Source organism: Aeribacillus sp. FSL K6-1121, assembly GCF_038003725.1.
Taxonomy (GTDB): Bacteria; Bacillota; Bacilli; order Bacillales; family Aeribacillaceae; genus Aeribacillus; species Aeribacillus composti.
The window spans coordinates 33,956-59,284 of sequence record NZ_JBBOPS010000001.1 but is presented as its reverse complement, the minus strand read 5'-3'; the positions used below and the strand labels follow the sequence as shown (position 1 = coordinate 59,284).

The following is a 25,329-nucleotide window of genomic DNA, read 5'->3' as shown; positions in this document are numbered from 1 at the left end:
TTTTTTGATTAGAAATTTTGAAAAAAATAGCGCCCATTGGGCGAATCATGAACGAAACCAGCTTCAATTGTCAACGATTTAGTAAACTGCCTACATAGCGAAGAAGTTCATTGGCAGATGTTGAATTGTATCCATATTCATCAATGAGTCTCGCTACAACCTCGTTAATTTTCTTTAATTGCTGTTCGTCAGGCGTTTTAGTTGACGTTGTAATTTTCACAACGTCCTTCAAATCAGCAAACAATTTTTTCTGAATAGCTTCGCGCAACCGCTCATGGGAATTGTAGTCAAAACGTTTCCCTTTTCTTGCATATGCTGAAATGCGAATCAAAATTTCTTCTCGGAAAGCTTTTTTTGCATTTTCTGAGATGCCGATTTGCTCCTCAATTGAACGCATCAATTTTTCATCCGGATTCATTTCCTCGCCTGTCAGCGGATCGCGGATTTTGCTTTTATTGCAATACGCTTCAACATTATCTAAATAGTTGTCCATTAAAGTTTTTGCCGATTCTTCATATGAATAGACAAACGCCTTTTGAACCTCTTTTTTCGCAATTTCATCGTATTCTTTCCGCGCGATGGAAATGAAATTCAAATAACGCTCACGGTCTTCTTCTGAAATCGAAGGATGCTGATATAAACCTTCTTTTAACGAACGAAGTACATCTAACGCATTGATAGAAGGCACTTCTTTCCGAATAATGGTAGAAGAAATCCGATTGATGACGTAACGAGGATCGATGCCGCTCATTCCTTCTTCCGGATATTCTTTTTTTAGCTCTTCCACATCTACAGCATTAAACCCTTCAACCAATTCTCCGTCGTAAAGCCGCATCTTTTTCACAAGATCGATATCCGATCTCTTCGGCTCCTTTAAACGGGTTAAAATAGTAAACATTGCCGCTACTCTCAATGTATGAGGAGCGATATGAACATCGGATACATCGCTTTCTTTAATCATTTTTTCGTAAATTCTTTCTTCATCGGAGACCTTTAAATTATACGGGATCGGCATGACGATAATTCGCGAATGGAGAGCCTCATTTTTTTTGTTTGAAATAAATGAACGATATTCTGTTTCATTCGTGTGAGCGACTATGAGCTCATCAGCTGAAATGAGCGCAAATCGGCCCGCTTTAAAATTTCCTTCCTGAGTTAGAGATAGCAGATGCCATAAAAATTTTTCATCACATTTCAACATCTCTTGAAATTCCATCATTCCTCTGTTTGCCTTGTTAAGCTCTCCATCAAATCGATAAGCCCTCGGATCGGATTCTGAGCCGTATTCAGCAATTGTAGAAAAATCTATACTTCCCGTTAAATCGGCAATATCCTGCGATTTTGGATCAGACGGACTGAATGTGCCGATTCCTACCCGTTTGTCTTCTGAGAAAAAAATTCGTTCAACTAAAACATCCTCAATTCTTCCGCCGTATTCTTCTTCAAGGCGCATCATATTAAGCGGAGATAAATTGCCTTCAATTCGAATGCCGTATTCTTTATAAAAGTCGTCGCGAAGATGGTGCGGAATTAAGTGCAAAGGATCTTCATGCATCGGGCAGCCTTTAATTGCATAAACTGCACCTCTATCGGTTTTCGAATATTCTTCTAATCCCCTTTTTAACAAAGTGACAAGTGTAGATTTTCCGCCGCTGACAGGACCCATTAACAACAGAATTCTTTTTCTTACATCCAGCCGCTTAGCAGCGGGATGAAAATATTCTTCCACAAGACGTTCCAATGCTTCGTCCAGTCCAAAAATTTCCTGGTTGAAAAATTTATATCGTTTTCGGCCATTAATCTCCTCAATCCCTGCATCTTTTATCATATTATAAACGCGAGAATGGGCGGATTGGGCTATCCATGGTTTTTCTTTTAATATTTCCAAATATTCAGCGAAGGTGCCTTCCCATTTTAAGCGCTCTTCCATTTCTCTATGCTTTTCGATTTTTTTCAAAATATCCATCAGGGACCTCCTCCATCGTTGGTTTGAGCACCAGATTAATACAATTTATGCGAGGATGTCCTTAAAGATGCTTTTTGATTAGCTTAATATTTGAAAATGAGTTAAAAAATTTTGACAAAATGACAAACCTTAGGGAAATTCTTTCACTCGTTGGGAATGTTAATGTATAATAAAACTAGTAATTTTTGATTACGTTGTACATATGAAGGAGGGATCTTTTTCATGAAAACTGCTTTAGTTTTAGGTGTCTGCATCACATTTTTAATTGCTATTTTCACTGCAGGATACAACGATAAACCTGGTGTCAACAAAAAATAATTTTGTGCATATTGATGATTTGTTCACAAGTAGTCCTCCCGATAATTTTGTGAAGCGATAAAGCAGGTAGGGAATTGCGGCTTGTTTTAGTTCCATGAAAATAACTCCAAAAACATAAAAGGGGTGCTAATTATGGCGGCAGAAAGAGTATTTATCAGCCCTGCAAAATATGTTCAAGGTAAAAATGTCATTACAAAAATCGCGAATTATCTTGAAGGAATTGGAAACAAGACAGTCGTGATAGCTGATGAAATAGTTTGGAAAATTGCTGGGCATACAATTGTAAACGAATTAAAAAAAGGAAATATTGCAGCCGAAGAAGTAGTTTTTAGCGGAGAAGCTTCGAGAAACGAGGTAGAAAGAATCGCGAATATTGCAAGAAAAGCAGAAGCTACTATTGTAATCGGCGTTGGTGGAGGAAAAACGTTAGATACCGCAAAAGCGGTAGCGGATGAATTAGATGCTTATATAGTGATTGTGCCGACAGCTGCTTCAACTGATGCTCCAACTAGTGCTCTTTCTGTTATATATTCTGATGACGGCGTATTTGAAAGCTACCGTTTTTATAAAAAGAATCCAGATCTTGTACTTGTCGATACGAAAATTATCGCTAATGCTCCGCCACGTTTACTTGCCTCTGGAATCGCTGATGCACTTGCAACTTGGGTGGAAGCACGCAGTGTTATAAAATCCGGAGGAAAAACGATGGCGGGCGGCATCCCTACAATTGCAGCTGAAGCAATTGCAGAAAAATGTGAACAAACTTTATTCAAGTACGGGAAGCTTGCCTATGAATCAGTAAAAGCAAAAGTCGTCACCCCTGCGTTAGAAGCGGTCGTCGAAGCAAACACGCTCCTTAGCGGACTAGGTTTTGAAAGCGGCGGTTTGGCAGCGGCTCATGCTATTCATAACGGATTTACCGCGTTAGAAGGCGAAATACATCATTTGACACACGGAGAGAAAGTGGCATTTGGTACTCTTGTCCAGCTCGCTCTCGAAGAACATTCACAACAAGAAATTGAACGCTATATCGAGCTTTATTTGAGCCTTGATTTGCCAGTCACGTTGGAGGACATTAAATTAAAAGATGCTTCACGCGAAGATATACTAAAAGTCGCTAAAGCAGCAACCGCAGAAGGGGAAACAATCCATAATGCATTCAATGTGACAGCTGATGATGTAGCAGATGCGATTTTTGCTGCTGATCAATATGCGAAAGCATATAAAGAAAAACACCGCAAATAACGTTTTGAATTGGCATTTCTTCATGGGATACCTTGTTGACTGCAAAAAAGGCCAGGCGCTTTGACAGCTCTGGCCTTTGTATTTGCTTTTTTAACCTTATGGTAGTCCGCTCCTTCTCATACTTCCTTTATATTTGAACAGAATAACCGCCAAAAATAATGTATATTTACAATCCGAAAGAAGCCCAAAACTAAAAGTGTTTAAGATAATCCATGAAAGCTTTGCTGTCTTAGCGCCTCATACACTAAAATAGCGGCAGTGTTCGACAAATTTAATGCCCGAACGTTTTCCGTCATTGGAATGCGCAAACACCGATCTTCATTTTCTGCAAGCAATTCTTTTGGAAGTCCTGTTGTTTCACGTCCAAAAATGAAGAAAATCTCTTTGGAAGGATCACTAAAATCATAGCTCGTATAATATCGTTTTCCAAATTTAGTTATATAGTAGAAATCCCCGTTCTGGTTTTGCTGAAAAAAATGGTCAAGAGAATCATAATAATGAATGTTTACAAATTCCCAATAATCAAGCCCTGCGCGTCGAAGCATTTTATCATCCGTTGAAAAACCTAAAGGACGAATTAAATGAAGGGCTGTATTAGTCGCCGCACAAGTTCTAGCAATATTTCCAGTATTTGCAGGGATTTCTGGTTGATATAAAACAACGTGTAATGCCACAATGATTCACCTCGAAAACTATTATAACATTTTTAAGAATCCTCATTATCATCAATGATATGAAAAAATTTATATTGAATGTTTTCTGTATAGGCAGTTGAGTCTTCGTACGACCAATATCTCATTCGGCTGTTGGATGTTTGGGCATTGACAAGCGGCATATCGCTTTTATCTTTTGCAACAACAAATGTTGAATGGTCAAATCTGCCGTCGCCTTGAAAATCATAACAAATCACATCCCCGGGCTTAAGCAGCTCAGGAGACGAAACTTCTTTCGCTCTAAGTCCTGTTTTCGATGTGGACAAATACAGCATCAGCGCATGAGCTACAGACCAGCTGTAGCTCCAATTATTATTCGCAAGCCACCATCCTGATGACCGGTTCGGGTAGCCTCTCATCGGCGCATCACCGGCACGTAAACATTGGGAAACATAATTTGTACAATTTACGTCAAAATAAGGATAATTCGGATTTCTGCTGTTCCACCACCGTTCCGCATATTGGACGCTTTTCAACCGATCATATTGAAAAGAAACCCGTTCATCTTTTTCTTGCCATTTTTCGTTTGTCCAATCATCCTCTTCATCTTTATGAAAACAGTCTTTTAGTTTAACTTCATCAGATATTAAATGACCTTTATTGGAAAACTTCGCTACCCGCTCTTCCCCAATTTCTTCTATATATAAAAAATCACCTTGCTTATAAAGAAGCCTGTAATCACATAAATAATCTAAAACGGTTGCCTCATCTTCGATCTGTTTCGGCCATTTTATGAGACAAGTCGCTTTCACTATTTCCGCTTTTCGTTTTGCTGCCAGCTCTTTTTTCTTTTCACACCATTCAAGCTCTGAAGATTGCTGCCGATTGTGATTGACAGATTTGTTCACTAAAAATTGCAGCTTTTCATTTATTTTTCGATAAACAGCCTGTACGTCCACATTTGTCACCACCATTTTCGTTTCTTCTATATACGTATGATGGTGACAATTAAAATCATGCTTTCAACATTTCAATTCCTTTGACAATTTCATTCTTTACTTCTTCATCTTGTTCTTTTTCCAGAGCTTTTTCTAATTCAAAAAGCACTGATTGATCTCCTATCCTTCCAATCGCCCATGCGGCGGTTCCCCGAATAATCGGTCTTGAATCTTCGTGCATCAGTTTAATTAAATCAGGCAAAGCCGTTCTATCTTTATAATGGGCTAAAGCGATGATCGCATTTCGCTGAATCGGCTTTTTTCCTCTCCATGAACCAGCTATATGGCCGAATTTTTCTTTAAACTCGCGGTTTGAAATATGAAGAAGCGGCTTTAATTTTGGTTTTGCAATTTCAGGATCCGGTTCCATTTCAGAATGGATATGGAAATCCTTTCCTTTATTTTCCGGACAAACAAGCTGACAAGTGTCACAGCCGTAAAGCCTGTTTCCGATTTTCCCACGGTATTCATCAGGCAGAAACCCTTTTGTTTGCGTTAAAAAAGCAATACATTTCTTTGAATTGAGCTGCCCGCCTTGCACGAGCGCACCAGTCGGACATGAATCGACACATATGTTGCAGGATCCGCATCGGTCTTCAATCGGGGTGTCGGAAGGAAAAGGAATATTTGTAATCATTTCGCCTAAATATACATAAGAGCCGAATTCCGGTGTAATAATCATGCAGTTTTTTCCGCTCCATCCGATACCGGCTCGCTCTGCTACGGCCCGATCCGACAGCTCCCCCGTATCGACCATCGATTTAACCTGTGCTCCGTCCACTTTTTCTAAAATAAAGCTTTCCAGCTTTTTTAACCGATCTTTTAGAATCACGTGATAGTCTGTCCCCCATGAAGCCCTGCAAAATAAACCGCGCCGCTCTTTTTTTGTACTTCTGGGAGCATTTTTCATTTTTGAAGGATATGCCAACGCTATAGAGATAATCGATTTTGCTTTTGGAAGGAGCAGCTCAGGATTTGTCCGCTTTTCGATATCAGGCTCCTCGAATCCTGACTGATATCCTAACTGCTGCTGTACAATTAGCCGCTCCTTCAATGTTTCAAAAACATCAGCACTCGCAAAACCGATTTTATCGATTCCAATTTGCTTGCTGTATTCAATAATTTCTTGTTTGAGAACTGTGAAATCCACACCGCTCCACCCCCTTTGTTTTTATTTCAAAAAATATATAAACTATGTTAAGATAAAATGGCTGAAAATAGGAGGGAAATCAATGGAATTTTTTATTGCTGAAGAGGTCAAACAACGAATTCCTCACTTTAAAATAGGCTTAATTGAGTATGATCATATTCAAGTATCCGAATCCCCCCAAATGTTAAAAGGGAGACTTCGTTTCTTTCAAGAATCTATTTTTTTCGATCTAGAAAATAAAAATGCAGTTGAATTAGACGGCATTCGAGAATGGCGGGAAGTCTTTAAGCGTGTTGGCACTGATCCTAATCGATACCGCCCATCCAATGAGGCTCTTTTTCGCCGCGTTCAAAAACAGCAATACTTACAGTCTATCCATTCAGCAGTTGACTTAAATAATTTTTTCTCTTTGAAATATGAAATTCCGTTAGGCATCTACGACCGAAACAAAATAAAAGGACCTATTACGTTAAAAATCGGTAAAAATGGCGATTCATATGATGCCATCAACGGCCGCCAAGTGAATTTGGAAAATAAACTAGTAACCTGTGATGCAAACGGACCTTTCGGAAGCCCCTATGTTGATTCTAAGCGAACAGCAGTACAGCTTTCGACAACAAGCGCTTTACATATCGTTTATTTAAAGCCATCGATGCGGACAGAAGAAGCAAAAAAATTACTTGAAGCGATAGCAAACATGTTTGTTCAAATTCACGGTGGAGATGCTCGCCAACAAATTTTCGCTTAAGCCTCTCCCTTTTCTTTCTTTTAATGGCATGGCAGCCATATACAAAATTTCTATAATGAAAAAACGCAATGCTTCGTTTGCTTATAAAAACGAAACACTGCGTTGATGAATGATATGTATGGAGCGGGTGATGGGAATCGAACCCACGACATCAGCTTGGAAGGCTGAGGTTTTACCACTAAACTACACCCGCATACATTATTTCTTTTCTATTTAAGATGAAAAACACGCACTTGTCATGCCTCTTCCTCTTCCAGCTTATTCGAGGAAGTAGATGCGTCGAGGCAACTCGATGCTTATTCATCGAAGCATCGCTCGTGGCTGAGGTTTTACCACTAAACTACACCCGCATACATTATTTCTTTTCTATCAAGACGAAAAACACGCACTTGCCATGCCTCTTCCTCTTCCAGCTTATTCGAGGAAGGAGATGCGTCGAGGCAACTCGATGCTTATTCATTGAAGCATCGCTCGTGGCTGAGGTTTTACCACTAAACTACACCCGCATACATTATTTCTTTTCTATCAAGACGAAAAACACGCATTTGTCATGCCTCTTCCTCTTCCAGCTTATTCGAAGAAGGAGATGCGTCGAGGCAACTCGATGCTTATTCATCGAAGCATCGCTCGTGGTAGCCGTAATGCAATGACGGGTTTTATTATAGCAAAGCGAAAATGACGGTGCAACGGAAAAATGTAAAAAAAACGACATTTTTTTATGTTTTTGTCGAAATTGTGAACAAAATAGATACCAAGCTGTCCATTTAACACCCTATACCACTGAAAAAAGCATTAAATCAACAGTTTTTCTTATTTTGTTCATATATTTACAAAGCTGGTGGTAAATGTCCGGCGTTTAAATGTAAACTCCGAAATCATGGCAAGCTTAGATAACAGTTAGATTGAACCCCTCAGTCATTCCTTCGCAAACTAAATTTATCAACCAACATAAAATACTAAGAGCTGAGAAGATTCCTATAAAATCAGAGTAAAGTTAAGACCAAATGATAACTATACCTCAAAAACTACACCATTTTGATTCATTGAAAAAATGTGATGAGCGCACTTATCCCATATCTTTTAACTTTCTATAGCACTTTCGTGACTACAGCTCCCATACCTTGCCCATTTCAGAGCTGTCAAGAATTTTTTCAAAGATAAATATACACTTATCCGGTGGATCAAAAATCTGCCTTTTTTATATTACTATAAACAACTTGCTCTTCTAAAAATTCAGCTGATGAATCGTTAAAAGAAAGTAAAAAATCGACGTTCAAAAACGCCGATTTTCACCTTATTTTTTCAACATTTCAAACACTTGCTCGACATCCTTATCTCCTCTGCCAGAGAGATTAACGATCACAATATCCTCCTTGCTTAGCTGCGGGGCAAGTTTCATCGCATATGCTACAGCATGTGAACTTTCAAGGGCAGGGATGATTCCTTCCAACTTAGATAATTGCTGAAAAGCTTCCAAAGCCTCTTTTCCAGACACCGTAACATATTCTGCCCGTCCGGTTTCCTTCAAATAGCTGTGCTCTGGACCAATTCCAGGATAATCAAGCCCTGCTGCAATAGAGTAAGTCGGCATTGGATCATTATTTTCGTCAAGCAAAGTTAAGCATTTAAATCCGTGAATAACAGCTGGAACACCTTTCGTAAGCGTTGGTGCCTCTTCCGGCTCCACTCCTATTAATCTTACGTTTGGTTCGTCCAGATAATGCGCAAAAGCTCCGATTGCATTGCTTCCTCCTCCTGCACAAGCAATCACTGCTGTTGGAAGCTTCCCTTCTTTTTCAAGAATCTGCTTTTTCGACTCTTCACTAATAACCGATTGAAAATGCTTGACAATTGTTGGATACGGATGCGGGCCGACAGCAGATCCAAGCAAGTAAAACGTGTTTTGGTAATTTTCCACATAATCAGCTAAAGCTGCATCCACCGCATCCTTCAAACGTCCTTGTCCTTTTTCAACCGGTACTACCTTTGCACCAAGCAGCTCCATCCGAAACACATTTAATGCCTGCCGCTCTGTATCGAGCTTGCCCATATAGATGGTGCATTCCATTCCAAACATCGCACACGCGGTTGCTGTTGCAACACCGTGCTGTCCAGCACCTGTTTCTGCAATGATTCTAGTAGCCCCCATCCGTTTGGCAAGCAAGATCTGTCCAATTGCATTATTGATTTTATGTGCTCCGGTATGATTTAAATCTTCACGTTTTAAATAAACTTTCGCGCCCCCGAGCGCTTCTGTGAAATTTTTCGCATATGTCAGCGGATTTTCTCTACCAACATATTCTCTTAAATAATATGCCAATTCTTCATTAAACGTTGAATCGTTTTTAAATTTTTCGAAATTCTCTTCCAGTATGTCCAATGCTCTTTGCAAATCCTTTGGAACAAAGCTTCCTCCAAATTGGCCAAAATAACCCTTCTCAACTGTTTGCTGACTCATCTTACTCATCTCCTCTAAGCTTTTATTCAATTATAGCAAAACATGTTCAAATCAAACACTTATTTTTAGAATTTCTGCCGCTTATTATTTTGCATAGTTTAGCTCCCAAACTACACCGAATTTATCGATTACCACACCATATTTTGAATTCCAAAAAGTATCTTGCAATTCCATTTTGACCTGTCCGTCTTTCGCTAATGTTGTAAAAATTGAATTTATTTCATCTTCTGACTCCAAATCCAATGTCAGCCATATATTGTTCCCCTTCGTCACCGGTGAGAAAACATCGGCAAAATAAAGTACACATGATTCGTTAATATGCAGCTCGGCATGAATATATTTTCCTTCGTGGCCTTTAAACATTTCTTTTCCATCGGATGTCTCTACATTTTTGAGTTCTCCTCCAAATACTTGCTGATAATATTGCAACGCTTCCTTACAGTTATGCAAATAAATATGAGGGATTATTTTTTTCATCTTTTTTACCCGCCTTTGCCAGATTGTAGGGATAAACATTCTTCTCGTCCATTTTATCATAAGGGAATGACACCTTGTTTTATATAAAAATAAACGGGTTAAATGATTCAAAGCTTTTTCTTTTGTCCAAACTAAAATCTTTATGAAATAGAGCATTACTAGAAACAATTGAAATATTCTAAAATATAAAATGAAGTTAAAAAGCGCAGCGTGATGCAGGTTACCTGCTCCGAAAATAGTTTTCAAATTGGTAAACAAGAAACATCTTGTTATATTGTGTAATCTTTCTTAACGAGATACTTAGCAAAAAATTCAAATTATGTAAAAATCAATTTGGAGGACACATTCATGAAGAAGAATGACTACTTTCATTCGAAAAATTACACCGGGAATCATTTACATGTAGACAACTTTAAAGATGAATTTTCCCCTTTTATCGAAGGAATTGCCTGGGAAAGAACTGATGGCACAATGGATTTATTTTTTGACGATTTAAAAGAGGAAGAATTTCAACAATTATTTGCAAATAAAGAGCATTATTATGATAAATTTAAAGGTGTATTTATAGAAAATGTTCAAACAAATGAGGAAGCGTATGAAAAATTTCGTCAATGGGTGGATGAAGTACTGGAACCGTTTAGAAATGGCCAAAAATAAGCGAATGTTCCATTGAAATGCATTTTGCAAAATTCTCCCATATTTTTACTACAAATGAAAGAAGGGATTCTATCACATGAAAAAAGACAGTTGGAATGCAGCTTTGTATGATGCAAAACATTCATTTGTTTCCAAATTTGGAGAGCATTTGCTTGATCTGTTGGAGCCAAAAAAAGGTGAACGTATTCTTGACCTCGGCTGCGGTACGGGAGATTTAGCCTGGAAGCTTTACGAATTAGGAGTTGACGTCGTCGGAATTGATAAATCAGAAAATATGATTAATCAGGCTAAAGCAAAATACCCCGGTTTAAGCTTTGAGGTGAAGGATGTTCTAAATCTTGGATACCGCAACGAGTTTGATGCCGTTTTCTCCAATGCAGTTCTTCACTGGATCAAGCCGCCAAAACAGGCGTTAATCAATATATACCAGGCCTTAAAGGAGAACGGCCGTTTTGTAGCGGAATTCGGCGGCAAAGGCAATGTCAAAACGATTACCGATGCCATCCGAAATGAATTCAATAAATTGGGCATGGAGGAATTAGCAGACCAATTTCCTTGGTATTTCCCGAGCATTGGTGAATATTCATCGTTGATGGAAGAAGTGGGGTTCCGTGTCGTGTTCGCCCAGCATTTTGACCGCCCAACGCCATTACATGGGGAAAATGGGGTAAAAAATTGGATAGAGATGTTCGCTGGCAGCCTGTTTAACAGTTTGACAAACGAAACAAAAAATCTTATCTTCACAAACGTGGAAAACAACTTGAAAAACGTCATATATAAAAATGGCATCTGGTTTGCCGATTATAAGCGAATTCGCGTCATCGGGATTAAAGAATAGCACGTAAAGAGGCGTCTCATATCTTCGCGAATTGTTGAATCTAAAAGAAAGTGAACAATATGTAACTTTCTCAAAAAAATTTTGGAAAAAGCTAAATCTCCAAGAGCTTAAAGTTGCTTCTTATTTTCTCTTGATTTATGCTCAAATTGAAGGCTATTAGAATAACAGCTAAGAGCCTCCATATATTGACAGAATATAAAAATGATGATAGCATAAAGCGAACTATTTCAATAAGATTTATATGTTTTTTTAGAATCGTAGAAAGGAGCATAGTAGTAAATGAGCAAAGTTGTAATTATCAATGGAAGTCCGTTTCCATCATCAAGATTAAATGGATTAATCCAATATGCTGAACAGCAATTGCAGCAAAAAGGAATTGAGATTGATTACATTCAAGTAGTACAGCTGCCTGCGGAAGATTTAATCAAAGCAAAATTCGACAGCGAGGCGATTCTGAACGCCAACCAAAAAGTAGAACAAGCTGACGGAATTATCATCGCAAGCCCAGTGTATAAAGCAGCTTATACAGGCGTATTGAAAACATACCTTGACCTACTTCCGCAAAAAGGGCTTTTGGGTAAAACAATACTTCCGTTGTTTATTGGTGGCACATTGGCTCACCTTCTATCTATAGATTATGCGCTAAAACCAGTGTTATCCACAATGGGAAGCAGATATATTCTAGGAGGCGTTTATGCCGTTGATGCCTGGGTAACCAGAGAAGAAAATGAACAATACAGCTTGTCTGAAGAGCTGGTGCAAAGATTGGACGCAGCAGTAGAGGAATTTGCGAATGCTTTAAATGGACAAAAAGCATGATCAGCTCCTAATCAAAACTCAAAGGTTTTTTTGTTCGTACTTGATTTCGCAAAATTGCCGCTAGTAAATTAAAAGCAGACTGCCCGTACGGTGCAATCTGCTTTTTTCATTATTATTGTTAATAAAAAATGAAAGCATTTTGAGTAAAATATTGAATTTTTCTTTATACAAGATGAAGATTAACGCCACTATTTTCCCATTTTTTGATTTCAATCTCACTTAATTCAGAGCCTATAATAACTGCATCAATTTGATTTGGACTGGCAACAGTATGCAATGCAATCCTTCCTACTTTCGTATGATCCGTTACAACATAGACGCTCTTCGCAGCTTTTATCATAGAACGCTTCGTTGCAGCAATCTGTTCATCAAAATGAGTAAGACCAAATTTGTGATGAAGGGCTGGCGTTCCGATGAATGCTTTGTCCACATGGAGATTACCTAACACTTCATCAGCAATGAGTCCATTTAACATATAGCTTTCCGGATATAGCGTGCCACCTGTTACAATAACTTTAATCCCATTTGAAAAACGCAACTTTGCCGCAACATTTATATCGTTTGTAATTACTGTTATGTTTTTTCTATCTAATATCGCTTCAGCAATATGAACGGTCGTTGTTCCTGAGTCTAGTATAATATTTTCGCCATCTTGTATAAACTGTGCAGCACGCATGCCAATTCTTCGTTTTTCCTCGAACTGAACGGTTTCCCGATCCTGAAAAGACGGCTCCGATTTTACTTTATCTTCCTCAATGACAACGCCGCCATGAGTCCTTCTCAATTTCCCCTCTGATTCTAATAGCGACAAATCTCTTCGAATCGTTGCCTCATGGACATGAAAATATACAGCCAATTCAGCCACAGTAGCAATTTTCTTTTCCTTTACGTATTCTACTATTTTTTTTTGCCTTTCAAGAGCTAACATAGTCGAACTTCCTAACAATTTAAATTTTTCTATTCTTATATTATTCTCTTTTCATTAGGAATTCAATCGACTATGTTTTTTCAGATCTTGTTATTTCGTTTCTTCAGGCAATGTAATAAATTTGGTTAATATAGCGCTTACAAAATAAAGTATTGCCAGCACCCAAATAACTCCTACATTTCCTATTGAACCAATTAACAGGCCAACGATAGCAGGACCAACAAAAACAGGCAAGCCAGCGCCTAAATTTAGAACAGACATTGCAGCTCCTTTGTCCTCTTTCACCAACGAAGGTACTAAAGCAGACAACGGAACATATCCCGCTAACAATCCGCCCCATAAAATGGCTACTAAGCCAACGATCCAAATATTACCATTAAACCACTCTGGAAAATAATATATAGCTAAAGTAGTAACTCCGCAGCCAATACCGCCAAAATACATGATGGTATTGCGCCAGCCAATTTTATCCCCTATATATCCAAAAAATAGATTAAATAAAATATTGCTTGTAAAAATTGTCCCCCAAATAGCCAACCATGTAGATGTTGGAATTCCGTGTCCAGCAAGATAAGTAGGCAAAAAAACAGGAAATGCAAACTGCGCAGTAGTATTAATGACACGAACAATGCCGCCTAATAATACTTTCGGCTCTTCCTTGACAATTGTGACACCTTTTATAAGCTCATATAATTTTTCTTTAACAGAACTTCCTTGATTTGGTTCTAATTTGTCTTTATTAATTATTAATGCGATTATCGCCCCTAATACGACCCAAAAGATTGATGACCACAACGTAGTATAGTGCCCAAATAATTTGATTGCAACTACGGAATAATAAGCCCCTAAAACATTTAAACCTCCTGTAAATACAAACCAAAACCAGCCGACTGCTGTTCCGAGACGCTCCTGATCGGCACGGTAAGCAATCCATACTAGGAAAGAGTATGCAAACAGCGGGTATCCCAAGCCCCTTAATGCATAAAACGGAACCATCCACCAAATATTCAAATTCGGCAGCCCAAAACTCAAAAATCCAATTGTCCCCAGTATATAAAATAACACCCCTAGCCACATCGTTCTTTTTGTACCAAGTGCTTCAACTAATACTCCGGACAGCCACGAGGAAACAGCGACTGTCACCCCATAAGCTGAAAACAATAGGCTAGTTTGCTGAACTGTAAATCCTTGATCAATTAACCAAGGACTTAGCCAGCCAATTTCCAGTCCATCTCCCATCATGAAAATTAAAATCCCTAAATAACCCCATGCAATCGAAGAAGGTATACCTAATTTTTCAGTCCATTTCACTCCAGTTACTTGTGTCATTATTTTACACCCCTTTTATTTAGTTCCATGAAAAAGATAAATATGTTTTTTTCCACCCTTTATGTTCAGCAGCTTCATCCATTGCCTTTTTTAAATCTTCTGCGTTTCGGATTGCTATGCTTTTTTCCGGTATCAACTTAGAGAGAGTTTTCTGATAATCCTCATTTAGAAATGCTTGCATCAAAATTTTAAAATCTTCACTTGAACTTCTGGAACTTCCGTAAAGCTGCAACCCTTTTTCTAATACATCTCTTGTATTAATTGGTACACACTGCTCTGTCACCCCCATTAAAATCAATTTGCCTTCAGGCTCCAATAAATCAATCGCTTGGTTGATAGCGTTTTCGCTAAACTTGCCACCTGTGCATTCAATTGCAACTGTCACCCCTTTAGCTTCTAAAAAAGGAAAATCGTTAACTAAGTGTACAGTGGCAAAATCAAACTGATTCAGTTTTTCTTCCACTGCTCCAAACACTAATAGCTGGCTTTTAGGAATATGAAAATAATGATATAGCATTGCGGCTGTTAAATATCCTACTGGTCCATCGCCGAACACAGCAATTTTCCCTTTATGAAAATCTTCTTCTTTCAAATGATTCAGTGCATGCAGTGAAACTGAGCATAACTCTGCTAATACAGCAATCTCATCTTTCAGCTTTTCTGGAATTGGTACAACATTTTCGCTTGGCAATACTAAAAACTCCTGACCAATGCCATCATATCCGCTTCCTAAAAACACTCCAGTTTTACAATAGTTATCTGCGACATTTCTCCTGCAGGATTCACAACAATCTTCTTTTTTCTTTTGTTCTAATCTGTAACCAGGGATGCTTGGCACAATTGCAACCTTTTGTCCAACTTGTATAAACTCATCTTTTGAAATGACTACTTCTCCAATCCCTTCATGAAATAATGCCATCGGAAGCTTTTGGTTAAGAGCTTCTTTTCTTCTTTTGCCGGTATAGTATCTTAAGTCTGCATGACAAATACTGGCTAAAATAGGCTGGACGACAACTTCACCTTCCTTTACTTTATGTTCAATAATTGTTTCTTTAAATTTTCCAGGCTCTATTAACCTATAAGCCTTTGAATGAATCACATCTGTCATCCTTAATCCTCCATGTTCATTTATGTTCTTTCTTGCTTGTTTTTGATTGTTTATAATGAATATAATTCGATATTGTTTAAATTGTCAATATAAATGAACAAAAATATGTTTATTTTTGCTCGATTATATTAATTTTATGCTTGTAAATTTTATTTTATTAGTTTAATATAATCAGTACAATGAAAGCATTTTCATGGAGTGGTTGGTATGGAAAAATATACTATTGGAATTGATTTCGGTACTGAATCTGGGAGAGTTTTAATAGTAAACATTGACGATGGATCTATTAAAGGACAATGTGTCATTCCATATGCGCATGGAGTGATTACAGAGATGCTTCCGACGAACGATGGGACGAGATTACCCAGAGATTATGCTCTTCAGCATCCGGGCGACTATTTAGAAGTCATTATGAAAGGAATTCCTCATGCTATAAAAGATGCAAATATCAGCTCTTCACAAATTATAGGTATTGGCATTGATTTCACCTCATCTACTATGGTCGCAGTAGATGAAAAAGGAAAACCATTATGTTTTCACAAGGAATTTCAAAACAATCCCCATGCGTGGGTAAAATTATGGAAGCATCATGGACCAAAAAAAGAAACAGAAGAAATGTTCAAATTAGCTTCTTCACATAAAGAAAGCTGGCTAAAAAATTACGGCTACAACATTTCAACAGAATGGTTTATCCCAAAATGCTATGAAGTTTTTTGCAAAGATCGTGAAGTGTATGAAAAAGCCAGCTTATTTTTGGAAGCAGGAGATTGGATTGTTTCACAGTTAACAGGGAAAGTTGTCAGAAGCAATTGCTCGTTAGGCTTCAAAGCTTTTTGGAATGAAAACAGCGGTTTTCCCGTGCAATTTTTCGAAAAGCTCCATCCTGAATTTAAAAACATTGTTTCTTCAAAGTTAAAAGGTAAAATTGGATATATTGGTGAAAAAGCTGGGGTCCTCACTGATGAAATGTCAAGTCTTTTAGGATTGCCGAAAAATCTGCCTGTCGCCGTTGCCATTATCGATGCTCATTCCGCAGTATTAGGAGTCGGTTCATCCAAACCGCATCAATTGACAATGGTAATGGGGACGTCCACTTGCCATATTATGCTGAGCAAAAAAGAAATTCATATACCGGGTATTTCGGGAGTAGTAAAAAATTCTATTATCCCAAGATTATATGCATACGAAGCCGGACAATCCGCTGTAGGCGATTTATTTGGCTGGTTTGCAAAACAAGTTCCGGAATCATTGATGAAAGAAGCGAAAGAACAAGGAATTTCAGTATTTGATTTACTGGAAAAAAAGGCATCTCACCTAGAGCCTGGTCAATCTGGTCTCATTGCATTAGATTGGCATAATGGAAACCGATCTATACTTTCAGATGCAGATCTTTCAGGAATGATTGTAGGACTGACCCTCGCTTCCAAACCTGAGGATATCTATAGAGCATATATGGAAGCTACAGCATTTGGCGCAAAAATCATTATTTCAAATTATGAACAAGCAGGATTAAAAATTAATGAAATATTTGCTTGCGGTGGTTTGCCCCAAAAAAATGATTTACTCATGCAAATATATGCAGACGTTTTAAATAAAGAGATTATTGTTTCAGCCAGCGATTATACCCCTGCAGTTGGCGCTGCCATTCTTGGCTCTGTTGCAGCTGGCAAGGAAAATGGAGGATATGATAGCGTAGAAGAGGCTGTTGAAAGGATGAAACAACCAATTTTGAAAACTTACAAACCAATTCTCAGCCATGTAGAAAAATATAAAAAATTATTTCAAATATATCAGCAATTACACAATTATTTCGGAATTACGAAAAAAAGTTGGATGAAGGATTTAAAATCTCTTTAATCCGAACATGTCGCCCCAAAAAATATCTGCATGGAAGCATATCGTCAGTGCCGAAAGCAATATGATCATTCATGCTTGAGCAAAAACTGAACACTATATTTTTAGCAGGTTTCCCACTCGAACAACCTGCTTTTTCTTTTCATGCAACAATTCTGCCAATATTTTGTTCAAGTCTGCCAAAAATTCGGCAAAAATCTATTTTGTATTTTTCTAATATTCCGCAAATTAAGCGCTTTCAATTTTGGTACGGTTCTTGCATGATATAAAGTCGAAAAAAATGAAAGGGGTTGATTTGAGTGAAAGCAGCAGTAGTTAACGAATTTAAAAAAGCACTTGAAATTAAAGAGGTGGAAAGACCCAAACTAGAGGAAGGTGAAGTTTTAGTTAAGATCGAAGCATGCGGTGTGTGCCATACGGATTTACATGCAGCCCATGGTGACTGGCCGGTTAAACCGAAATTGCCGTTAATTCCGGGACATGAAGGAGTCGGAATTGTTGTAGAAGTCGCAAAGGGAGTTAAATCAATAAAAGTGGGAGATCGCGTCGGCATCCCATGGTTATATTCTGCATGTGGTGAATGTGAATATTGTTTAACTGGTCAAGAAACACTTTGCCCGCATCAATTGAATGGCGGATATTCCGTTGATGGCGGATATGCGGAATACTGTAAAGCTCCCGCAGATTATGTGGCGAAAATTCCTGATAACTTAGATCCAGTTGAAGTAGCGCCAATTTTATGTGCAGGCGTAACGACATATAAAGCGTTGAAAGTATCAGGTGCTCGGCCAGGTGAATGGGTGGCCATTTACGGTATTGGAGGACTTGGTCATATTGCATTACAATACGCCAAAGCGATGGGACTTAATGTGGTAGCTGTTGATATCAGTGATGAAAAATCAAAATTAGCCAAGGATTTAGGTGCAGATATTGCAATCAACGGTTTAAAAGAAGATCCTGTCAAAGCGATACATGATCAAGTTGGCGGAGTTCATGCTGCTATTAGTGTAGCGGTGAATAAAAAAGCATTTGAACAGGCCTATCAATCAGTGAAACGGGGAGGCACATTAGTTGTTGTCGGTCTGCCAAATGCTGATCTGCCTATTCCGATCTTCGATACAGTATTAAACGGCGTTTCCGTTAAAGGTTCCATCGTCGGTACAAGAAAGGACATGCAGGAAGCATTAGATTTTGCTGCTCGCGGAAAAGTCCGTCCAATTGTTGAAACCGCTGAATTAGAAGAAATAAATGAAGTATTTGAAAGAATGGAAAAAGGAAAAATCAACGGTCGTATCGTACTAAAATTGAAGGAGGATTGATGATGAGCTCAATTGCAGCCCCTAAATTAAAAGAAAAAGTTGAAAAGTTTTTATCCGGCAAGAAAAAAATGTATATAAACGGCAGCTTTGTTGAAAGCGCTTCAGGAAAAACATTTGACACTCCTAACCCTGCAACGGGAGAAAGATTGGCAACAGTTTATGAAGGAGATGCTGAAGATATCGACCGCGCTGTGAAGGCAGCCAGAGAAGCGTTTGACCGAGGACCGTGGTCAAGAATGAGCGCAGCAGAAAGAAGCAGGCTCATGTATAAACTGGCGGATTTAATGGAGGAAAATAAAGAAGAACTGGCTCAGCTAGAAACATTGGATAATGGGAAACCGATTCGTGAAACAATCAATGCCGACGTACCGTTGGCAATTGAACACATGCGTTATTATGCTGGATGGTCTACGAAAATTGTCGGACAAACAATTCCAGTCAATGGACCGTATTTTAACTATACACGTCATGAACCAGTTGGCGTCGTAGGACAAATTATTCCTTGGAACTTTCCATTGCTCATGGCAATGTGGAAGCTTGGCGCCGCGCTTGCAACCGGTTGTACAGTTGTATTAAAGCCAGCTGAACAAACACCTCTTTCAGCTTTATATTTAGCTGAACTTATTGAAGAAGCCGGTTTTCCTGCTGGTGTTGTCAATATTGTTCCCGGATTTGGTGAAACAGCAGGTGATGCATTAGTCAAACATCCACAAGTTGATAAAATTGCCTTCACTGGTTCAACTGAAGTCGGAAAATTAATTATGGCAAACGCTTCGAAATCTCTTAAACGCGTTACGTTAGAACTAGGCGGTAAATCACCGAACATCATTTTGCCTGATGCTGATTTTTCAAAAGCAATTCCGGGTGCTTTAAATGGCGTCATGTTCAACCAAGGACAAGTTTGTTGTGCAGGCAGCCGCGTCTTCATTCAGAAGAAACAGTATGACAATGTTGTGGCTGATATGGTATCCCATGCAAAATCTATTAAACAAGGATTTGGACTAAAAGCAGATACAGAAATGGGACCGCTTGTTTCTTCCGAGCAGCAAAACCGAGTCCTTGGATATATTGAAAAAGGGCTGGAAGAAGGTGCTGAACTTTTAACAGGAGGACAAAAACCTTCCGAACAAGGGTATTTTGTAGAGCCGACTATTTTTGCCAACGTTGAAGATTCTATGACCATTTCAAAAGAAGAAATATTCGGACCGGTAATCGCCGCTTTGCCATATGAAGATATAGACGAGTTGATTGAACGTGCAAATGATACAAATTATGGATTAGCAGCAGGGGTTTGGACGCGCGATGTTACAAAAGCTCATTACATTGCTAACAAGCTCCGTGCTGGAACAGTTTGGGTAAACTGTTACAACGTCTTTGACGCTGCAAGTCCGTTCGGCGGATATAAAGAATCCGGCATAGGAAGAGAAATGGGATCCTATGCATTAGACAACTATACAGAAGTGAAAAGCGTTTGGATTGCCCAGAATTAAACAAAATAGGGGAGTGCTCAATAAGCCCCTAAATAATTCAAGTAGGGGCTGTCCGATAAGTCCCTAAAATGAAGCAAGTGGAGAAAAACAATTCGTTTCTCTCCACTTGCTTTTATATTTTTTCGATTTTTATCTGAAAGTAGCTGGCGGATGCCGGCTACTTTCAGTATGTTGTGGGCTAATGCCACAATCCCAAACTCAACATGTACCTTGTCGAGGCCCCGCAAAGAAAATCTGCGGAACGACCGATTGCCCTTGATGTGACCGAACACACTTTCTGCCTCGACTTTGCGTCGAGCGTAGATGGCGGCTTTCTCTTCACATTCAAGGGCTGTTTTGGCCTTTGCTTTCATTTCTTCGAAGATGGGATTCCAGTGAACTTGACGATTTCCCTTCGCTTTTGTGCATTTCGCTTTCAATGGGCAATCGGTACAATCTTCACATTCGTATATTTTGAAGCTTTGTTCATAGCCAGATGGATTCTTTTTGTTTTGGTATTTTTTAAACGTTACTCTCCTTCCATTCGGGCAAATAAAACAATCATCCTCTTCACAATAGGTCCAGTTTTTGGCATTTTTAATGTCTTTTTTGTATGTACGTGTTTGTTCTTTTACATAGCTCCCATAAGGAATTAGAAACTCAAAACGGGGCTCTTTCTCATCACCAACTGCATATACATAGTTTTCTTCACTACCATAGCCTGCATCCGCAATGACCGTTTTGGGCATCGGTAATGAACTGGAGGCTAGCTTCTCCATATGTGGGATAAAGCAACGTGTATCGGTCGGTCGTTGATGAATGGTATAAAACAAGATAAACTGATTCTCTGTCCCCATTTGCACGTTGTATCCGGGCTTGAGCTGACCGTTTTTCATATGGTCTTCTTTCATGCGCATGAAGGTTGCGTCTTTGTCTGTTTTCGAGTAGCTGTTACGGTCACCGAACATTTCCTTTTGTTCCTTGTATCTTGCCATTCGGGGCAGGAAATCTTCACGAATTTGTTTCACCGATTTCTTTAATTGACTGCGTTTTTTTCGCTTCTCTTTCCGAATGGATGTATCGGTCTCCTTTTCGATTTCTTCCGTTAGCGTTTCAACTTTTTCTTCTATTTCTTTTGCGATTTCCTCCATGTTTTGTTCGGTGATCTCTGTATGTTGATCGCTTTCCTTTTGCCCTGTTCCGGCTTCTAATTGGGTTAATTCATGAATGTGCTTTAGTGTTTCTTGGATTTTTTCTTTTAATTTCTCTTCGAATTTCAAAGTGGATTTTTTCCACACAAAAGAATACTTATTGGCATTGGCTTCGATCTTAGTGCCATCCAAAAAGTAGTTTTCCATCGTGATGTAATGTTCTTTTATCAATTTGAGAATCATGACTTCAAAGAGCTCATCCATGAAAGCTTTCATCCGTTCCCCTCGGAACTCATTAATGGTGCGAAAATCTGGTTGTTGCATCGCTGAAAGCCACATGGCAGGAATATTTTCTTTAACGAGTTTTTCGATTCCTCGGCAGGAATAAACCTTTTGAGAATAAGCATACAGAATGATTTTCAGCATCATTTTGGGATGATAGGAACTTCTGCCGCCGCCTTTATAATGAGAAAACAATTGTTTATCTGGTATCGCCTCCACCATTTCGTCCACGACACGTGCCACGTGATGTTCGGGTATAAGAGATTCAATATCATAAATCATTTGAACTTGACGGTTGTCATATGGTTTGAAAGTAGGGGCTAAATTTCTTTTGGCAGGAGTTTTTTCTTCTTTTCCATCTAGAGGAAGTGTCATTTGTGTGTTATAATTTTCACGAGTAATCATTTGATTGCTCATAAAAAATCGTCCTTTCTGTAATGTTGTGTGGTAACTTCATTTTACTAGAAAGGACGATTTTTTTGTGCATTTTTTTTAAAAAGTGAAAAAATGAGGGGCTCCAAAAAGTCAGTTACCCTGACTTTTTGGACAGCCCCACTTGATTTCGTATTTTTGTCTGAAAGTAGCTGGCGGATGCCGGCTACTTTCAGTATGTTGTGGTAAGCAATGAATTGTTGCTTGCCACTTACATATTTTGTTTACCTTTTACATATTAAAAGGATTTTTTTATTTTTATATGGAATTATGTATTTATGGAAAAACTGTCAATGTTAAAGGGGGGGACATAATGAACATTCATAAATTTGTCATGCCGGAGATAATATTTGGAAACGGTTCCATTTCTGAAGTTGGTAACTGCTGTTTACGTTTGGGCGCATCCAATGTGCTCATCGTCAGTGATCGCGGTATTTCGGAGGTCGGTTGGCTGGATGTAGTCATTGATAGCTGCGTGAAAGCCGGTTTAAAATATGAGACATTCATTGATATTACGATTAACCCAAAGGATACAGAAGTGGATAAAGGTCGAAATATATATCTTAAATATGGATGCGATTCGGTGATAGGGATTGGCGGAGGCAGCGCTATTGATGCAGCCAAAGCTATTGCTCTGTTAGCGACAAATGGCGGAGTCATTCATGATTATGAAGGCGTCGACAAAATTAAGCATCCCCTCCCGCCTCAAATCATGATCCCTACTACAGCCGGCTCGGGATCGGAGGTTTCACAATTTTCTATTATTTTAAATACAGAAAAACAGAAAAAGATGACCATTATTTCAAAATCGTTAATACCTGATATTGCTATTATTGACCCTGAAACACTCGTGACGAAAAGTTCCCATTTAACTGCTTCAACAGGAATCGACGTTTTAACACATGGGATTGAATCGTATATTAGTTTGGCCGCAACACCACTAACTGATGTTCATGCCAAAAATTCCATATCGCTTGTCGCTAAATATTTACGGCCTTCTGTCGCCTCTAAATTAAATAAAGAGGCGAAAACCAATATGGCAATGGCAAGTTTACAAGCTGGAATTGCTTTTTCCAATGCCATTTTAGGAGCCGTTCATGCAATGTCTCATGCAGTTGGTGGCAGATATCCTATTTTGCATGGCGATGTGAATTCTATTTTATTGCCTCATGTCATGGAATTTAATTATTTAGCAAATCCTCAAAAATTTGCAGATATTGCGTATCTCCTTGGATTAAATGATTGCGACATATCGAAAATGGAAGCTGCCAAAAAGGCGATTGACCTTGTGAAAGAATTAATTCAAGATGTCGGAGCTCCGCAAAGGCTGTCTGAAATTCATGTAAAAAAAGAAGAAATTCCTCAAATGAGCCTAACTGCTTTAAATGATGCATGTATGATCACAAATCCAAGGGATGTCACTGTCGAAATCATTGAAGAACTTTTCAGAAAGGCTTGGTAGAAATGTTGCTAAAAGAGCGGGAAGAAATGATCAGCAAGCTGACTGGTGTCCAGTCTTCTAAAAAAAGCTACTATAATGAATTGAAAATCATGGTTGAAGAGCTCAAAAAGAAAAACATGCAGCTAGAGGTGATAAATGAGGTAAATAGAAGCTTCAATATCGATATGTCAATAGATGAAATGTTGAAAAATATATTTGAAAAGCTAAAAATTTTTTTTCCGCTTGAACGAATCAGTTTATCTTTATATGAACATGATAAGCTGACGCTAACAAATGTATATCCTCCCAATTCTTTATATTTTCCTATTGGATTTGTTTTTCCAAAAAAAGATTCTTTATATTGGCAGGCAATTGAGTCGTCAGAAAAAATTTTTTACCAAATGAATAATGATCTTCATTATTTCATTGAAAAAAAGGCGTACCAATCATTAGGTATTCAAAGCGCCTTAGTCATTCCCCTCATAAGCAAAGATGCTGCTATCGGTCTTTTAAGCATTGGAAGCAAAAAAATCAATCATTTCGATGAATCGGACCTTGCGTTTTTTCAGCAGCTATCCGATCAGATTGCCGTTTGCATCGAAAATGTCCGTCTTTATCATAAAGTCTTAACAGCCAAAAAAGAATGGGAAGAAACGTTTCGTGCGGTATCAGATATGATGTTTATTACAGATTTAGAAGGAAATATATTAAAATCGAATGATTCTGCAAAAGAATATTTTAAAACCGATCTTATCGGACAGAATATACACAAGTTATTAGAAATTGATAAAAAGGAAGCTACTCAGGAAAAATATCTCTCAGTCAAAGAAAATATTATTGATGAGTTTCATTTAAAAAATCACGTCTTTGAATTCCGCTCATTTCCGATCTTTAATAGGAGCCATGAGGTTTATTCATATATCATCTACATTATCGATATTACAGAAAAACGAAAGATGGAAGCTCAACTAATTCAGTCTGGAAAATTAGCGGCTATTGGAGAAATGGCAGCCGGAATCGCGCATGAACTGAACAGCCCTTTAACAGCTATCCTTGGCAATTCTCAGCTTTTATTAAGATCATTCAAACAGGACGACCGCTCCTACAAACTTTTATCAGACATATATTTATGTGGAAAAAGGTGTAAATCCATTATCCAAAATTTACTTACTTTTTCGCGTCAAGATGAATATGTGTTCGAAGAATGCTCTATCAATGAAGCGGTGGAACAAGTATTAGGAATTTTTAGCGACCAGTTTAAGCAACAAAATATCATCATTCAAAAAGAACTGGCTGAGCATATAGATCATGTGAAAGGAAATATTCAGCAAATCGGACAGATCATTTTAAACTTATTAATTAATGCAAAGGATGCCTTGGAAGAAAAAAATATACCGAAGAAGATCATCAAGATTGAAACAAAAGAAATAATTGAAGACAACAAAAAATGGATCACAGTGTCCATAACAGATAATGGAATCGGAATTCAAAACCAGCATTTGCAGGAAATATTTAATCCTTTTTTTACCACGAAAAGTCCAGGAAAAGGCACTGGACTAGGGTTGTCCGTTAGTTTAGGGATCGCTGAAACACACGGCGGTACAATTGTCGTGAACAGTAAATACGGAGAAGGCAGTGAATTTATTTTAAAGCTCCCAGTTAGACACGAATAGAAAGGGAGATGATTTG

Annotated in this window: 20 protein-coding genes and 1 tRNA gene; 10 read left to right on the top strand and 11 right to left on the bottom strand. The window is 38.4% G+C overall.

The features are described from left to right. Positions 1-70: 70 nt before the first annotated feature. Positions 71-1,966 carry a PrkA family serine protein kinase gene (locus NSQ61_RS00270; protein ID WP_063387245.1) on the bottom strand — a complete coding sequence of 632 codons (1,896 nt, stop codon included), beginning with the start codon at positions 1,964-1,966 and terminating at the stop codon, positions 71-73. Between the two features lie 450 nt (positions 1,967-2,416). Here NSQ61_RS00270 and NSQ61_RS00265 point away from each other — a divergent pair, with 450 nt between their 5' ends. Further along, positions 2,417-3,529 carry a glycerol dehydrogenase gene (locus NSQ61_RS00265; RefSeq protein WP_063387244.1) on the top strand — a complete coding sequence of 371 codons (1,113 nt, stop codon included), beginning with the start codon at positions 2,417-2,419 and terminating at the stop codon, positions 3,527-3,529. Positions 3,530-3,729: 200 nt separating this feature from the next. On the opposite strand, the gene trmL is transcribed toward NSQ61_RS00265, so the two are convergent. The 3 genes from trmL to queG are packed head-to-tail and all read right to left on the bottom strand — an operon-like array spanning position 3,730 to position 6,330. Continuing rightward, complete coding sequence (trmL, locus tag NSQ61_RS00260; RefSeq protein ID WP_094244585.1) at positions 3,730-4,203, bottom strand: tRNA (uridine(34)/cytosine(34)/5-carboxymethylaminomethyluridine(34)-2'-O)-methyltransferase TrmL; 474 nt, start codon at positions 4,201-4,203, stop codon at positions 3,730-3,732. A 32-nt stretch (positions 4,204-4,235) separates the two neighbouring features. Beyond that, entirely contained in the window at positions 4,236-5,156 is a 921-nt protein-coding gene (locus NSQ61_RS00255) for an amidase domain-containing protein (protein ID WP_339193262.1), read from the bottom strand. A 40-nt stretch (positions 5,157-5,196) separates the two neighbouring features. Further along, positions 5,197-6,330, bottom strand: a complete 1,134-nt coding sequence (gene queG / locus NSQ61_RS00250; protein WP_327848606.1) for a tRNA epoxyqueuosine(34) reductase QueG — start codon at positions 6,328-6,330, stop codon at positions 5,197-5,199. 82 nt (positions 6,331-6,412) lie between these two features. Between queG and NSQ61_RS00245 the strand changes: the two genes are divergently transcribed. After that, entirely contained in the window at positions 6,413-7,078 is a 666-nt protein-coding gene (locus NSQ61_RS00245) for a B3/B4 domain-containing protein (RefSeq protein ID WP_327848607.1), read from the top strand. 119 nt (positions 7,079-7,197) lie between these two features. Here NSQ61_RS00245 and NSQ61_RS00240 read toward each other — a convergent pair. The 3 genes from NSQ61_RS00240 to NSQ61_RS00230 form a co-directional block, all read right to left on the bottom strand. After that, positions 7,198-7,271: transfer RNA gene (locus NSQ61_RS00240), tRNA-Gly, on the bottom strand. A 1,101-nt stretch (positions 7,272-8,372) separates the two neighbouring features. Next, positions 8,373-9,536 carry a tryptophan synthase subunit beta gene (trpB, locus tag NSQ61_RS00235; protein WP_063387240.1) on the bottom strand — a complete coding sequence of 388 codons (1,164 nt, stop codon included), beginning with the start codon at positions 9,534-9,536 and terminating at the stop codon, positions 8,373-8,375. 84 nt (positions 9,537-9,620) lie between these two features. Beyond that, the gene (locus tag NSQ61_RS00230; protein ID WP_063387239.1) at positions 9,621-10,013 is read right to left on the bottom strand and encodes a VOC family protein; all 393 of its coding nucleotides are present in this window, start codon (positions 10,011-10,013) and stop codon (positions 9,621-9,623) included. A 348-nt stretch (positions 10,014-10,361) separates the two neighbouring features. On the opposite strand from NSQ61_RS00230, the gene NSQ61_RS00225 reads away from it, so the two are divergent. From NSQ61_RS00225 to ssuE, 3 genes are all read left to right on the top strand, one after another. Further along, on the top strand, positions 10,362-10,670 hold the full coding sequence (locus NSQ61_RS00225; RefSeq protein ID WP_066250938.1) for a hypothetical protein: 309 nt from the start codon (positions 10,362-10,364) through the stop codon (positions 10,668-10,670). Positions 10,671-10,746: 76 nt separating this feature from the next. Further along, the gene (locus NSQ61_RS00220; RefSeq protein WP_339197212.1) at positions 10,747-11,508 is read left to right on the top strand and encodes a class I SAM-dependent methyltransferase; all 762 of its coding nucleotides are present in this window, start codon (positions 10,747-10,749) and stop codon (positions 11,506-11,508) included. Between the two features lie 279 nt (positions 11,509-11,787). Continuing rightward, positions 11,788-12,327, top strand: a complete 540-nt coding sequence (ssuE, locus tag NSQ61_RS00215) for an NADPH-dependent FMN reductase (RefSeq protein WP_339197214.1) — start codon at positions 11,788-11,790, stop codon at positions 12,325-12,327. A gap of 163 nt (positions 12,328-12,490) precedes the next feature. On the opposite strand, the gene NSQ61_RS00210 is transcribed toward ssuE, so the two are convergent. The 3 genes from NSQ61_RS00210 to NSQ61_RS00200 form a co-directional block, all read right to left on the bottom strand. Next, positions 12,491-13,255, bottom strand: coding sequence for a DeoR/GlpR family DNA-binding transcription regulator (locus NSQ61_RS00210; protein ID WP_311066438.1), 765 nt, complete (start codon positions 13,253-13,255; stop codon positions 12,491-12,493). A gap of 90 nt (positions 13,256-13,345) precedes the next feature. Continuing rightward, entirely contained in the window at positions 13,346-14,584 is a 1,239-nt protein-coding gene (locus tag NSQ61_RS00205; RefSeq protein ID WP_340805619.1) for an MFS transporter, read from the bottom strand. Positions 14,585-14,603: 19 nt separating this feature from the next. Continuing rightward, a complete protein-coding gene (locus NSQ61_RS00200) occupies positions 14,604-15,692 on the bottom strand; it encodes an alcohol dehydrogenase catalytic domain-containing protein (RefSeq protein ID WP_094244579.1) in 1,089 nt (362 codons plus the stop codon). Positions 15,693-15,899: 207 nt separating this feature from the next. Here NSQ61_RS00200 and NSQ61_RS00195 point away from each other — a divergent pair, with 207 nt between their 5' ends. From NSQ61_RS00195 to NSQ61_RS00185, 3 genes are all read left to right on the top strand, one after another. Continuing rightward, positions 15,900-17,549: a ribulokinase gene (locus NSQ61_RS00195; protein WP_117016927.1), complete on the top strand. Its 1,650-nt coding sequence runs from the start codon at positions 15,900-15,902 to the stop codon at positions 17,547-17,549. A 296-nt stretch (positions 17,550-17,845) separates the two neighbouring features. After that, a complete protein-coding gene (gene adhP / locus NSQ61_RS00190) occupies positions 17,846-18,865 on the top strand; it encodes an alcohol dehydrogenase AdhP (RefSeq protein WP_063387231.1) in 1,020 nt (339 codons plus the stop codon). Between the two features lie 2 nt (positions 18,866-18,867). Then, entirely contained in the window at positions 18,868-20,355 is a 1,488-nt protein-coding gene (locus tag NSQ61_RS00185; RefSeq protein ID WP_063387230.1) for an aldehyde dehydrogenase family protein, read from the top strand. Positions 20,356-20,372: 17 nt separating this feature from the next. On the opposite strand, the gene NSQ61_RS00180 is transcribed toward NSQ61_RS00185, so the two are convergent. Beyond that, positions 20,373-22,184 carry an IS1182 family transposase gene (locus tag NSQ61_RS00180; RefSeq protein ID WP_340805614.1) on the bottom strand — a complete coding sequence of 604 codons (1,812 nt, stop codon included), beginning with the start codon at positions 22,182-22,184 and terminating at the stop codon, positions 20,373-20,375. Between the two features lie 328 nt (positions 22,185-22,512). Here NSQ61_RS00180 and NSQ61_RS00175 point away from each other — a divergent pair, with 328 nt between their 5' ends. Beyond that, positions 22,513-23,661 carry an iron-containing alcohol dehydrogenase gene (locus NSQ61_RS00175; RefSeq protein ID WP_340805611.1) on the top strand — a complete coding sequence of 383 codons (1,149 nt, stop codon included), beginning with the start codon at positions 22,513-22,515 and terminating at the stop codon, positions 23,659-23,661. A 2-nt stretch (positions 23,662-23,663) separates the two neighbouring features. Then, positions 23,664-25,313 carry a GAF domain-containing sensor histidine kinase gene (locus tag NSQ61_RS00170; protein ID WP_339230223.1) on the top strand — a complete coding sequence of 550 codons (1,650 nt, stop codon included), beginning with the start codon at positions 23,664-23,666 and terminating at the stop codon, positions 25,311-25,313. The last annotated feature ends 16 nt before the right edge of the window (positions 25,314-25,329 follow it).